6 protein-coding genes are annotated in these 14,638 nt (G+C 43.5%); 2 read left to right on the forward strand and 4 right to left on the reverse strand.

The genetic code is table 11. The annotated features are described in order from the left end of the window. Window position 1: 1 nt before the first annotated feature. Entirely contained in the window at window positions 2-1,360 is a 1,359-nt protein-coding gene (locus C1A09_RS06950; protein ID WP_101542924.1) for a TolC family protein, read from the forward strand. A gap of 99 nt (window positions 1,361-1,459) precedes the next feature. On the opposite strand, the gene carB is transcribed toward C1A09_RS06950, so the two are convergent. The 4 genes from carB to glmS all read right to left on the reverse strand — a co-directional run bounded on the left by carB (window position 1,460) and on the right by glmS (window position 9,706). Continuing rightward, window positions 1,460-4,693: a carbamoyl-phosphate synthase (glutamine-hydrolyzing) large subunit gene (gene carB / locus C1A09_RS06955; protein ID WP_101542925.1), complete on the reverse strand. Its 3,234-nt coding sequence runs from the start codon at window positions 4,691-4,693 to the stop codon at window positions 1,460-1,462. Between the two features lie 117 nt (window positions 4,694-4,810). Further along, window positions 4,811-5,887 (reverse strand): glutamine-hydrolyzing carbamoyl-phosphate synthase small subunit, encoded by a 1,077-nt coding sequence (carA, locus tag C1A09_RS06960; RefSeq protein ID WP_101542926.1) that lies wholly within the window; start codon window positions 5,885-5,887, stop codon window positions 4,811-4,813. Window positions 5,888-5,889: 2 nt separating this feature from the next. Next, window positions 5,890-7,773, reverse strand: coding sequence for an amidophosphoribosyltransferase (locus C1A09_RS06965; protein ID WP_101542927.1), 1,884 nt, complete (start codon window positions 7,771-7,773; stop codon window positions 5,890-5,892). A gap of 88 nt (window positions 7,774-7,861) precedes the next feature. Next, window positions 7,862-9,706 carry a glutamine--fructose-6-phosphate transaminase (isomerizing) gene (glmS, locus tag C1A09_RS06970; protein WP_101542928.1) on the reverse strand — a complete coding sequence of 615 codons (1,845 nt, stop codon included), beginning with the start codon at window positions 9,704-9,706 and terminating at the stop codon, window positions 7,862-7,864. A 362-nt stretch (window positions 9,707-10,068) separates the two neighbouring features. Here glmS and gltB point away from each other — a divergent pair, with 362 nt between their 5' ends. Continuing rightward, window positions 10,069-14,619: a glutamate synthase large subunit gene (gltB, locus tag C1A09_RS06975; protein WP_101542929.1), complete on the forward strand. Its 4,551-nt coding sequence runs from the start codon at window positions 10,069-10,071 to the stop codon at window positions 14,617-14,619. Window positions 14,620-14,638 lie beyond the last annotated feature (19 nt).

The following is a 14,638-nucleotide window of genomic DNA, read 5'->3' on the forward strand; positions in this document are numbered from 1 at the left end:
AATGAAAAAGGAAATAATTATCCTCACTACCCTATTCTTCTCTGTCAGCATCTCTGCCCAAGAAACCCTGACTCTGGAACAATGCAGAGAAATGGCACTGAAATATAATAAAGAAATGGCTATTTCGGTCAAGCAAACGGAGGGCGCACAGTATACCGTAAAAAGTTACAAAGGAAACTTTTTCCCAAACTTCACTCTTAGTGGAACGGGCATTTACAGCACAGCAGATGGTAGCTTAGGTATAGCCGGAGGTAACTTACCTACCTTCCTGCCCGATGCTACGGGACAATTTCTACCCAACAATGGTTTTGCCTACTTTCCGGGACTGGACCTTAACTATAAAATAGGTATATTATATATGGGAGGTGTACAAGTGGAACAACCACTTTATATGGGCGGCAAAGTTCGCGCGGCCTACAAAATGTCTTTATTGGGCAAAGAAATGGCGCAACTGAATGAAACGCTGACAGCATCAGAAGTCATTGTAAAAACGGACCAGGCATATGCACAGGTTATCAAAGCCAAAGAGATGAAAAAAGTAGCCCATAAGTATAATGCAGTACTTATAGAATTGATGAAGAATGTAGAAAGTGCCTACAAACATGGCCTAAAGTCTCAAAATGACGTTCTGAAAGTACAAGTAAAACTGAACGAGAGCGAACTCAACATCCGCAAAACCGATAACGCACTCCGCTTGGCAACCATGAACCTCTGTCACTACATCGGAAAACCTCTAACAACAAACATATGTATCTCCGACAGTTTTCCCGAAGTAGAACAAGACATCCAGTTGCAAATATCAGACATCTCTGCCCGCCCCGAATATGCTATACTGAATCAACAAGTAGCTATTGCCAAGCAACAGGTAAAGTTGAACCGTAGCGAACTATTACCGCAAATTGGAATAAAAGGTTCATACGACTATATCCATGGTCTGGAAATCAACAATCAAGACCTGTTCGATAAAGGCAGTTTCTCCGTTCTCCTAAATGTAAGTGTACCTATTTTCCACTTCGGCGAACGGACCAACAAAGTACGTGCAGCCAAAGCCAAACTGGAACAGACGCGCCTTGAACAGGAAAACATGAACGAACAGATGTTACTGGAATTGACGCAGGCCGCCAATAATCTGGATGAAGCCCGGTTGGAAAGTTCTATCGCTAAACGTTCCCTACAACAGGCAGAAGAGAATATGAGAGTAAGTCGTAGTCAATATGATGTAGGTTTGGAAACACTATCCGACCATCTGGAAGCACAGGCTATGTGGCAGCAAGCATACGAAAACACAGTAGATACTCATTTTCGGTTATACCTGAATTACATTACTTACCTAAAAGCTACAGGGACGTTGCTGAAATGACAGTCATATATTGAAACTATATAATAAACGAGGGGTCTGAAAACTTTTAATGTATTCAGACAACCTCGTTTTTGTTTACAAATACTGTTTCAAGTACTTTTATTTATATTCTTCCCACGACTTTATAGCCAAATCATTTGGAGTCATCGTGCAAAACGCATTGATAAAAGCACTCGCCAAACGCGCATTCGTAATCAACGGAATATTGAGATCAATGGCCGCACGACGTATCTTATAACCATTATCCAACTCACCCGCAGTGAGATTTTTCGGAATGTTCACAACCATATCAATCTCCTTTCTATGCAACATATCCAGCGCCTGCGGTTGCATATCAGGTTCACTCGGCCAGTATACGCGAGTATTCTCTACACCATTCTCCGTAAGGAACTTACTTGAGCCACCAGTTGCAAACAATTTATATCCTTTATTTTGAAGCATACGAGCTGCAGAAAGCATATCCACCTTCTGCTTCGGCGTACCGGTAGAAAGCAAGATATTTTTCTGCGGAATACGATAACCTACTGATAGCATCGCTTTCAGAATAGCACAGGAAGTATCACTACCTATACATCCCACTTCACCCGTAGACGCCATATCCACCCCTAACACGGGATCTGCCTTTTGCAAGCGGTTGAAAGAGAATTGAGAAGCCTTAATTCCTACATAATCGAGGTCGAAAAGATTTTTGTCCGGTTTCTGTACAGGAATACCGAGCATCACCTTCGTAGCCAATTCGATAAAATTAATTTTAAGCACTTTGCTGACGAACGGGAATGAACGGCTGGCACGCAAATTACATTCAATTACCTTGATATCGTTGTCTTTAGCCAGATACTGGATATTGAATGGCCCCGATATATTCAGCTCACGGGCAATCTCACGACTGATACGCTTGATACGGCGTACTGTTTCCACATAAAGCTTTTGCGGTGGAAACTGGATAGTGGCATCACCTGAATGTACCCCTGCGAATTCTATATGTTCACTGATAGCATATGCAATGATTTCACCATCCTGTGCCACCGCATCCATCTCTACCTCCTTGGCATGTTCAATGAATTGGCTGACTACTACCGGATGTTTTTGGCTGACATTGGCAGCCAAAAGCAGAAAACGTTCCAGCTCCTCTTGATTGGAACATACATTCATAGCAGCACCAGAAAGTACGTATGACGGACGAACCAATACCGGAAATCCTACCTTATCTACAAAAGCATTGATATCTTCAAGTGAAGTTAGTGCTCTCCATTCGGGCTGATCCACACCGATACGGTCAAGCATAGCAGAGAACTTGTCACGGTCTTCAGCATTATCAATACTCTTGGCACTCGTTCCAAGAATGGGAACATTCTGCGCATCCAGGCGCAAGGCCAAATTATTAGGTATCTGTCCACCAGTAGAAACAATGACACCATGAGGAGTTTCCAATTCAAGGATATCCATGACACGTTCGAAAGTAAGTTCATCAAAATAGAGACGGTCACACATATCGTAGTCCGTAGATACGGTTTCCGGGTTATAATTAATCATTACACTACGATAACCTTCCTTACGGATGGTGTTGAGCGCTTGTACACCACACCAGTCAAATTCCACTGAAGACCCGATACGATAAGCACCCGAACCAAGAACCACAATGGATTTACGGTCACCTAGATAATGTATATCGTTGGCAATGCCGCTATACGTCAAGTATAGGTAATTAGTTTGTGCGGGATATTCGGCGGCAAGGGTATCAATCTGTTTCACCACAGGTAGTACCCCCATCTTCTTACGATAATTACGGATATAGAGGATACCCTCTTCCATATCACCTTCATAACCGATTGCACGGGCTATCTGAAAGTCCGAAAAGCCCTGTATCTTAGCTTTACGCAACAATTCAACAGGAAAGTCAACAATATCCTTATGCTTTCCACTCCATTGTTCCAATTCCTTGCTAGTACGCATTATATTCATCAGCTTCTCCAGGAACCATTTATCAATCTTCGTTAACTCATGCACCTGATCTACGGTGTATCCGGCACGAAAAGCTTTAGAGATAACAAAGATACGTTTATCGGTAGGTTCACGCAACGCCTGGTCAATGTCAGGAATTACAAGCTCCTTGTTTTCTACGAAACCATGCATCCCCTGTCCTATCATACGCAACCCTTTCTGAATAGCTTCTTCAAAAGTACGACCGATAGCCATTACCTCACCAACTGACTTCATAGATGAACCGAGTTCTTTGTCCACACCGTGGAACTTACCTAAGTCCCAACGCGGAATTTTGCAGACAACATAGTCCAACGCCGGTTCAAAGAAAGCGCTCGTCGTTTTGGTTACGGAGTTTTTCAAATCAAAAAGCCCATATCCAAGACCAAGTTTTGCAGCGACAAAAGCAAGTGGATAACCTGTTGCTTTAGAAGCTAATGCAGAGGATCGGCTCAAGCGTGCGTTTACCTCAATTACACGATAATCCTCACTCTCCGGGTCGTAGGCATATTGCACATTACATTCCCCCACAATTCCGATATGACGGATAATGCGGATGGCGAGTTCACGTAGTTTATGATAGTCCGCATTACTCAGAGTTTGTGACGGAGCAATGACGATAGACTCCCCAGTATGAATACCCAGCGGATCAAAGTTCTCCATATTACAAACCGTGATACAGTTATTGAAACGGTCACGGACAACCTCGTATTCCACTTCTTTCCAACCTCTCAAGGATTTCTCTACCAATACCTGCGGAGAGAAAGAGAAAGCTTTTTCTACCAGCACATTCAGTTCTTCCTCATTGTCACAAAAACCGGAACCCAATCCACCAAGCGCATATGCAGCACGGACGATAACGGGATAACCGAGTTCCTTAGCTGCACGACGTGCATCCACCACGTTTTCCACCGCTTCGCTCTTAATGGTCTTTACGTCAATCTCATCCAGTTTCCGCACGAATATCTCACGGTCTTCGGTGTCGATAATGGCTTGTACGGGAGTACCGAGTACTTTTACATTGTATTTATCAAAGATAGCGTCTTTATACAGTGCCACACCGCAATTTAACGCTGTCTGTCCGCCAAAGGCAAGCATAATGCCGTCGGGACGTTCTTTCTCAATAACCTTCTCTACGAAGTAGGGAGTAACGGGCAGGAAGTAAATCTGATCGGCAACCCCTTCCGAAGTTTGCACGGTAGCAATATTCGGATTGATAAGGACGGTATAGATACCCTCCTCTTTCAATGCCTTGAGTGCCTGCGAACCGGAGTAGTCAAACTCTCCCGCCTCACCGATTTTCAATGCGCCGGAACCGAGCAGCAGGACTTTCTTTATATTGTTTTCTTTCATTTGTCTTAAATTGATTATATCAATAATCTGTTTTCACAGGTATCAAAATCTATTTTAATGTACATCAAACGGAATTATGACATATATCAAACGACTTTTTGATACCGGTCAAAATTATTATAACAGTTTCACAAACTCGTCAAACAGAAACTCCGTATCCGTTGGCCCACTGGCAGCCTCCGGATGGAACTGTGCAGAAAACCATGGGTTACGTTTGTGCCTGATACCTTCATTGGAACCATCATTCATATTAATAAAAAGTGGTTCCCAATCCTCGCTCAATGTATTGTTGTCAACCGCATAGCCATGATTTTGAGAGGTAATGAAGCAACGTTCCGTACCTACCATACGTACCGGCTGGTTATGGCTGCGATGACCATATTTCAATTTGTATATCTTTGCTCCTCCGGCTTTGCCCAGTAACTGATTACCCATACAAATACCGAAAATGGGGAGTTTCTCGTTTTTCATCGTTTTACGGATATTCTGTACAGCCTCATCACAAGTATCCGGATCACCAGGACCGTTGGAGATAAACAAGCCGTTGAAGTCCAATCCATTGAAATCATAGTTCCAGGGTACACGGATTACTTCCACATTCCGTTTCAGTAGACAACGGATGATGTTGGTTTTCACTCCGCAATCCAAGAGAAGGACTTTCTTCTTATCCTTACCTTCATTATATCGGACCACCTCTTTACAACTTACTTTATCTACATAGTTCACGCCGGCATAAGCTGCGTCGGGTATATTGTCAGGATCATCGTCAAATATAATCTTCCCCATCATTACCCCATGTTCACGCAGCACTTTGGTCAGTTCACGTGTATCGATACCTGTAATACCGGGCACTTGTTCACGCCTGAGCCAATCGCCCAAACTTTCCACTGCATTCCAATGACTGTAATTCTCCGAGTAATCGCTTACAATAATAGCTTCGGCATGAATACATTCACTTTCCATGAAAGTAGCCAATCCATTCGATTCAATAGTATACGGCGGCACCCCATAATTACCCACCAAAGGATAAGTAAGAGTCATCAACTGTCCGGCATATGAGGGGTCGGTCAGGCTTTCGGGATATCCTGACATGGCCGTATTGAAAACGACCTCTCCCGCCACCGGCTTTTCATAGCCGAACGACTTACCGTGGAAACGGCTCCCGTCGTCAAGGATTAGAGTTACATTTCTCATATTTAGAATTGATAAACTTGTTCTATATAATTAATAAACGCTTCATTCAGCAGTTTCACCCCTCCCGGAGTAGGATAATCTCCACTGAAGTACCAATCACCCTGATGTTTTGGACAAGCCTCATGCAAACCTTCAAGGGGTTGATAAACAATCTGTACTTTAGCTTTCGTACCTTTCGGGGTAAGTAACTCCACCATCTTAGCAGAAACTTCTTCATCTGTAAAAGGAGCATAGATTTCCTTTACATAATTCACCATCTGCTCCTTAGGTAAACCAACCTGTTCCTTAGACTTACGATAAGCAGCGGCAATAACATCCCGCATATCACGTTCTTTCAGTAACTCGATGGCAGCTTTGAAGGCGATAAACTCACTCATCTTTGCCATGTCTATACCATAATAGTCAGGATAGCGTACTTGTGGAGAGGAACTTACAATCACTATTTTTTTCGGGTTCAGACGATCAAGGATGCCGATAATACTTTGTTTCAAAGTAGTTCCGCGCACTATCGAGTCATCAATAATAACGAGATTATCGACTCCGGGCACAAGACTGCCGTAAGTGATATCATACACATGAGTGGCAAGGTCATTACGACTATTGCCTTCAGCGATAAACGTACGTAACTTGATATCTTTAATAGCCACCTTTTCACTTCGTATCCGTCGAGATAGAATACGCTCCAGTTCATCATGATTGGGATTATGCCCCAAAGCGGAAATCTGCTGAACTTTTTCCTGATTGAGATAATCATCCAGCCCTTGCAACATTCCGTAAAAGGCAACTTCCGCCGTATTGGGAATGAAAGAAAACACAGAATGATCTACATCGTTATTAATGGCTTTCAATATGTTAGGCACTAACTTCTCACCTAATAGTTTACGTTCCCTATAGATATCCACATCGCTACCACGACTAAAATAGATACGTTCAAACGAACAAGGTTTCACTTCACGTGGTTTGTTAATCTGCACAGTACGCAATTTTCCCGCCTTATTGATGAACATCGCTTGTCCCGGCTGCAATTCTTTGATGGCTTCAATGGATACATTGAAAGCAGTCTGTATCACGGGACGTTCACTGGCAAGTACCGCAACCTCATCATCTTGATACCAAAATGCCGGACGAATCCCCCATGGGTCACGGACAACGAAAGTTTCGCCACTTCCGGTAAGCCCGCACATCACATACCCTCCGTCCCACTCTTTACTCGAAGTCCGCAAGACATTGGCAAGGTCGATATGATCTTCAATATAGTGAGTGACATCCATACCTGTCAACCCCTCCGCTTCTGCAAGGTTAAAGAGACGCTCCACTTCACGGTCAAGGCGGTGTCCCACCTGTTCCAACATGATATATGTATCAGCATACTTACGGGGATGCTGCCCAATGGCTGTAATACGCGCAAAGATCTCATCCACATTCGTCAAATTGAAGTTACCGCACAAAGCAAGATTCTTAGCACGCCAATTGTTTCTGCGGAGAAATGGATGCACATAAGATATGCCGGACTTTCCGGTAGTAGAATAGCGCAGGTGTCCCATATATATTTCTCCAGCAAAAGGTAGCATACGCTTAGCATAGTCTGCATCATGTAGTTGTTCCTTTGTGAGATCTTTAAAATGACTCTGCACCGTACCGAATATTTCGGTAATAGCACCAGAACCGAGAGCACGTTCACGAAACATATATTCCTCACCAGGATTGGCTTCCAGCTTTACACATGCCAGTCCGGCACCTTCTTGCCCGCGATTGTGTTGTTTTTCCATCAAGAGATAAAGCTTGTTCAGCCCATACATCCATGTACCGTACTTCCGCTCGTAGTACTCCAGTGGTTTCAGCAGGCGTATCATGGCAACGCCACATTCATGCTTCAGTTGTTCCATCTATCTATTTACTAATGACTAATTACGAATTATCTGTTTATATCAAATGTGTCATCTATTGAAAATATACACATCATCTTTCTTTCAATTATTCCACTGTCACCGATTTGGCAAGGTTTCTCGGCTGATCTACGTCCATTCCTTTACATACAGCAATATGATAGGCTAGTAATTGCAGAGGTACTGTAGTTATTAACGGGTCAAGGCACTCTATTGTTCCAGGAAGTTCGATACAGATATCTGCTATTTTACTGATAACCGTATCTCCTCTCGTCACGACAGCTATCACCTTACCTTTACGCGCCTTAATCTCCTGTATATTGCTCAATACTTTTTCGTATAATCCATTTTGCGTGGCAATGACCACTACCGGCATTTCAGCATCTACCAAAGCGATGGGACCGTGTTTCATCTCAGCGGCAGGATATCCTTCGGCATGGATATATGAGATTTCTTTCAGTTTCAATGCCCCTTCCAAAGCTACAGGATAAGAATATCCACGTCCCAGATAGATGAAATTATGCGCATATGTGAAAATTTTGGAGAGTTCCGCAATACGGTCATCCAGTTTCAAGACCTCTTTCATTTTATCGGGAATTTGTCTTAATTCATGAACAATCGTAAGGTATTTCGCTTCATCAATCGTTTGTTTCTCACGGGCGAGCGTCAGTGCCAACATAATGAGTACCGTGACCTGTCCCGTAAAGGCTTTGGTAGACGCTACCCCAATTTCCGGTCCCACGTGGATATATGAACCCGTATGTGTGGCACGGGAGATACTAGAACCGACGGCATTGCATATACCATATATAAATGCTCCACGGCTTTTGGCTAGTTCTATGGCAGCCAGCGTATCAGCAGTTTCACCGCTTTGTGAAATGGCAATCACCACATCACTACCGCCAATAACAGGGTCACGATAACGAAACTCACTAGCATACTCCACTTCCACTGAAATGCGACAAAAACTCTCTATCAGATGCTTACCTATAAGAGCTGCATGCCAGGAGGTTCCGCAAGCCACGATAATAAAACGTTTAGCATCCAGTAACCGTTGTCTATAATCAATCACAGCTGAAAGTACAACGTTCGTACTCTCCACATTAATGCGTCCGCGCATGCAGTCGTGAATACAATTGGGTTGTTCATAGATTTCTTTCAACATGAAATGCTTATACCCTCCTTTCTCCAACTGACCGAGATTCATAGAAACAGTCTTTACCTTATGAGAGCATTCCATATTCTTCAGGTTTACCACTCTCAGCGGTTCATCGCGATGGATAACAGCTATTTCTTCATCTTCCAGGTAGACCACCTTATCTGTATATTCTACGATAGGCGTTGCATCGGAAGCCAAAAAAAACTCATTCTCTCCTATTCCTACCACTAGCGGACTGCTTTTGCGCGCAGCTATAATTTCATCGGGTTGTTCCTTGTCAAGTACTGCAACAGCGTATGCACCGATAACTTCCTGCAAAGACAATTGCACAGCCGTCAACAAATCAATCTGATTGGTTATCTGGATATATTCTATAAGTTGTACCAATACTTCAGTATCCGTATTACTTTGAAATGTATAACCTTTAGTTTGAAGTTTTTCTTTGAGAACGGCGTAGTTTTCAATGATGCCGTTATGAATGAGAGCTAAACGCTTGGAAGAGGAATAATGGGGATGGGCATTAACAGAACAAGGTTCTCCGTGCGTAGCCCAGCGTGTGTGTGCAATACCAATGTTTCCGGAAATATCTTTTTGGACAGCGAATGCTTCAAGTTCCGAAACCTTACCTTTCGCTTTATACACATTCAACTGCTGATTATCACTGATCAATGCTACCCCTGCACTATCGTATCCACGGTACTCTAACCGCTTCAAACCTTTGATAAGGATGGGATAGGCTTTTCTTTGACCTATATAGCCTACTATTCCACACATAATGTATCAATATTTGGTTTTGCGATACAAAGATACATATTATTTAGAACATAAAGTTTACCTTTCTCCATTTTATTTATCAAAAGAATAGAAAAAAGTTATTTTAATATCAAAACGTTAAAGAATATATTATTTTAAAAGCAAAAAGATGAATTTATAAATTAAAAGCAAAAAAATACATTTTATTTTAGATTAGAAGAAACACCTGATATTTTCTTTCAAATTATAATCAACCCAAACAGAAGATACATTTAATATGATAGAAACCTATTTAAGAAATATCATTTTGAAATTAATTGTTTATTTTTGCCGAACATTATGACAAAAGAATAAACATAATACAGAAATAAAGAAAGTAAAAGATGAGAAAAGAAAATCTTTTTAACAACAAAAGAAAAGAAAAGCCCGGACAAAGACAGCCCAAAGAGTTGGGTCTATACAATGCATCATACGAACACGATGCGTGTGGTGTAGGTATGTTGGTAAACATCTGCGGAGGTAAATCGCACGAACTAGTGGAGTCTGCACTGAAGGTATTGGAGAACATGCGTCATCGTGGAGCAGAAGGTGCCGATAATAAAACCGGAGACGGTGCCGGCATTATGTTACAGATACCACACGAATTTATTCTGCTACAAGGTATACCGGTTCCCGAAAAAGGCAAGTACGGTACGGGACTGTTATTCCTCCCTAAGGATGAGAAAGCCCAAGCGGCCATATTGAGTGTCATCATCGAAGAAATAGAAAAGGAAGGACTAACTCTGATGCACCTGCGGAACGTACCAACGTGTCCTGAAATATTAGGTGAAACCGCACTTGCCAATGAACCGGACATCAAACAAATCTTCATTACCGGATTCATGGAAAGCGAGACCGCCGACCGTAAACTTTATATAATAAGAAAAAGGATAGAAAATAAAATATACCGGTCGGACATCCCTACACGGGAATATTTCTATATCGTGTCACTATCGACAAAAAATATTATCTACAAAGGTATGTTGTCTTCCTTACAATTGCGTACCTATTTCCCTGACCTGACTAACAATTATTTCACCAGTGGATTGGCATTGGTACACTCTCGCTTCAGTACCAACACTTTCCCCACTTGGGGACTGGCTCAGCCATTCCGCCTGTTGGCACACAATGGAGAAATCAATACCATCCGTGGTAATCGCGGATGGATGGAAGCTCGTGAAAGCGTGCTCTCCACTCCCACACTTGGCGACATCAAGGAACTGCGTCCCCTCATTCAGCCAGGCATGAGCGATAGTGCCTCATTAGATAATGTATTGGAGTTTCTTGTAATGTCGGGATTGAGCCTGCCACATGCCATGGCGATGCTTATACCAGAATCTTTCAACGAAAAGAACCCTATCAGCGAAGACTTGAAAGCCTTCTATGAATATCATTCCATCCTAATGGAACCATGGGATGGTCCGGCAGCGTTACTTTTCAGTGACGGACGGTATGCCGGCGGTATGCTCGATCGTAACGGTCTGCGTCCCGCACGTTACCTCATCACCAAGAGCGACATGATGGTAGTGGCAAGTGAAGTCGGCGTAATGGATTTCGAACCGGGAGACATCAAAGAAAAAGGACGCTTGCAACCTGGTAAAATTTTATTGGTTGATACTGAGAAAGGTAAAATATATTATGACGGAGAATTGAAAAAACAGCTTGCCGAAGCCAAACCTTATCGTACTTGGCTTGCCGGTAATCGTATCGAACTGAACGAATTGAAAAGCGGACGTAAAGTTCCTCACAGCGTGAAGCATTATGGCAGTATGCTACGTACTTTCGGCTTCTCCAAAGAAGATATAGAAAAAATCATCATGCCGATGGCAAGCAATGGTGCCGAACCCGTCAGTGCCATGGGTAACGATACACCACTTGCCATACTTTCCGATAAACCACAATTGTTATATAATTACTTCCGCCAGCAATTCGCCCAAGTAACGAACCCTCCTATCGACCCTATCCGGGAGGAGCTCGTGATGTCCCTGACGGAATATATCGGTGCCGTAGGTATGAATATTCTGACCCCCAACGAAAGCCACTGCAAAATGGTGCGCCTGAACCATCCGATACTGACTAATACACAGTTAGACTTACTTTGCAACATCCGTTATAAAGGCTTCAAAACCATAAAATTACCAATGTTGTTTGAAGCTTCCAAAGGGCGTTCCGGATTACAGGAATCACTTGCGGAACTATGTAAACTCGCCGAGAATTCCGTAACAGAGGGTGTGAACTATATTGTGCTGACCGACCGTGACGTAGATGCCACACATGCCGCCATTCCTTCACTACTTGCTGTGTCTGCCGTACATCACCATCTCATTTCGGTAGGCAAACGTGTACAAACTGCACTAGTAGTAGAAAGTGGAGAAATACGCGAAGTGATGCATGCCGCGCTGTTACTGGGTTTTGGTGCCAGTGCATTAAATCCTTATATGGCATTCGCCGTACTCGACAAACTGGTAACCGACAAGGAAATACAGCTTGACTATGCCACAGCAGAGAAAAACTACATCAAAGCCATCTGTAAAGGCCTGTTCAAAGTAATGAGCAAAATGGGTATCAGTACCATCCGTTCCTATCGTGGAGCAAAAATATTCGAAGCTATCGGATTAAGTGAAGAATTGAGTAACACCTACTTCGGCGGACTGAAATCTGCTATCGGCGGTATCCGTCTCGACGAGGTAGCACAAGATGCCATTGCTTTTCACAATGAAGGAAAAGAAATAATCAAGAACGAAGTATTAGAAAATAAAGGTGAAGCAGCATTATTGCCGAACAGAGGATTATACTCCTTCCGTAAGGATGGTGAACAACACGCCTGGAACCCGGAGACTATCAGTACGCTACAATTGGCTACGCGGTTGGGAAGTTATAAGAAGTTCAAGGAGTTTACCAAGTTGGTAGATGAAAAGGAAAAACCTATCTTTCTGCGTGATTTTTTCGACTTCCGCCACAATCCCATTTCCATTGACAAGGTAGAACCGGTAGAGAGTATTTTGAAACGTTTCGTCACGGGTGCCATGTCTTTCGGGGCTATCAGTCAGGAAGCTCACGAAGCAATAGCCTTTGCCATGAATAAGTTACACGGACGTAGCAATACAGGTGAAGGGGGCGAAGATGCAGCACGTTTCAGTACAAATATGCGCTCTGCTATCAAACAGGTAGCATCGGGACGTTTCGGTGTGACTACCGAATATCTGGTGAATGCAGATGAAATACAAATCAAGATTGCCCAAGGAGCCAAGCCCGGTGAAGGTGGTCAGTTACCGGGGTTCAAAGTAGATCAGGTGATTGCCAAAACACGCCACTCCATTCCGGGTATATCACTGATATCTCCCCCACCTCATCACGATATTTATTCCATTGAAGATCTGGCACAACTTATCTTCGACCTGAAGAATGTCAACCCGAAAGCTAAAATCAGTGTGAAACTGGTAGCCGAAAGCGGCGTAGGTACCATTGCAGCAGGTGTAGCAAAAGCAAAAGCAGATCTTATCGTCATTTCCGGCGCAGAAGGTGGTACGGGTGCATCACCCGCATCGAGTATCCGCTATGCCGGTATCTCTCCCGAACTCGGCCTGAGTGAGGCGCAACAGACCTTAGTACTAAACGGCCTGCGTGGGCAAGTATTGCTGCAAGTAGACGGACAACTGAAAACCGGACGCGATGTGGTATTGATGGCAATGCTCGGTGCCGAAGAATATGGTTTCGCCACTGCAGCCCTCATCGTGTTGGGTTGCGTAATGATGCGTAAATGTAATCAGAATACTTGTCCGGTAGGTGTAGCCACTCAAAATTCCGAACTTCGTAAACGTTTTATGGGACGTAGCGAATACCTTGTAAATTATTTCACCTTTCTGGCACAAGAAGTACGTGAATATCTAGCGGAAATCGGCGTGAAGAGAATGGAAGATATTATAGGACGTACGGATTTGATCGTTCGTAAACCCAATGACAACGTAAAGAAACACCAGTTGATTACTTTTGACAAAGTACTGGCACGCATTAACAACGAAGCAGCTATCCGTCACATCATCGACCAGCAACACGGTATCGACCATGTCAAAGACGTAGAGATATTGCACGCCGCCGAAGCTCTAGAAAATCAAAAAGAGATTTCCCTGGAATATACCATTGCCAATACCGATCGTGCTTGCGGTGCCATGCTTTCTGGAGCCATCGCCGCAAAATATGGAGCCGACGGACTACCAGAACATACATTAAACATCAAGTTCAAGGGATCTGCCGGACAGAGTTTCGGCGCTTTCCTTGTTACGGGTGTCAACTTCAAGCTGGAAGGTGAAGCAAACGACTATTTGGGAAAGGGGTTGAGCGGTGGACGCATCGCTGTACTTCCTCCGGTCCGCAGTAACTTTGATGCGGAGAAAAATACAATTGCAGGTAATACCATTCTCTACGGTGCTACCAGTGGCGAGGTTTACATCAACGGTCGTGTAGGCGAGCGTTTCGCTGTCCGCAACTCCGGTGCAATTGCTGTGGTAGAGGGTGTAGGCGACCATTGTTGCGAGTACATGACCGGTGGCCGCGTGGTCGTTCTTGGACAAACAGGACGAAACTTCGCCGCAGGTATGTCCGGAGGCGTGGCATACGTATGGAACAAAGAAAATAATTTCGACTACTTCTGCAACATGGAGATGGTAGAACTGAGTCTCATCGAAGAGGCTTCTTATCGTAAGGAACTGCATGAACTGATCCGTCAGCATTATCTCTACACCGGTTCCAAACTGGCACGTACCATGCTTGATGACTGGACACACTATGTAGACCAATTCATTCAGGTAGTCCCCATCGAATACAAAAAGGTATTGCAAGAAGAACAAATGAAGAAGTTGCAACAGAAAATTGCAGATATGCAACGTGACTACTGAGTTATGATAAATCACAAAT

The organism is Bacteroides cutis, assembly GCF_900241005.1.
In the GTDB taxonomy this organism is placed as follows: domain Bacteria; phylum Bacteroidota; class Bacteroidia; order Bacteroidales; family Bacteroidaceae; genus Bacteroides; species Bacteroides cutis.

Excerpts from the sequence above, each read along its gene's own strand:
- carA (WP_101542926.1), bottom strand. The coding sequence starts at position 5,887 with ATGAGAAATGTAACTCTAATCCTTGACGACGGGAGCCGTTTCCACGGT.
- carB (WP_101542925.1), bottom strand. The coding sequence starts at position 4,693 with ATGAAAGAAAACAATATAAAGAAAGTCCTGCTGCTCGGTTCCGGCGCA.
- C1A09_RS06950 (WP_101542924.1), top strand. The coding sequence starts at position 2 with ATGAAAAAGGAAATAATTATCCTCACTACCCTATTCTTCTCTGTCAGC.
- glmS (WP_101542928.1), bottom strand. The coding sequence starts at position 9,706 with ATGTGTGGAATAGTAGGCTATATAGGTCAAAGAAAAGCCTATCCCATC.
- gltB (WP_101542929.1), top strand. The coding sequence starts at position 10,069 with ATGAGAAAAGAAAATCTTTTTAACAACAAAAGAAAAGAAAAGCCCGGA.
- C1A09_RS06965 (WP_101542927.1), bottom strand. The coding sequence starts at position 7,773 with ATGGAACAACTGAAGCATGAATGTGGCGTTGCCATGATACGCCTGCTG.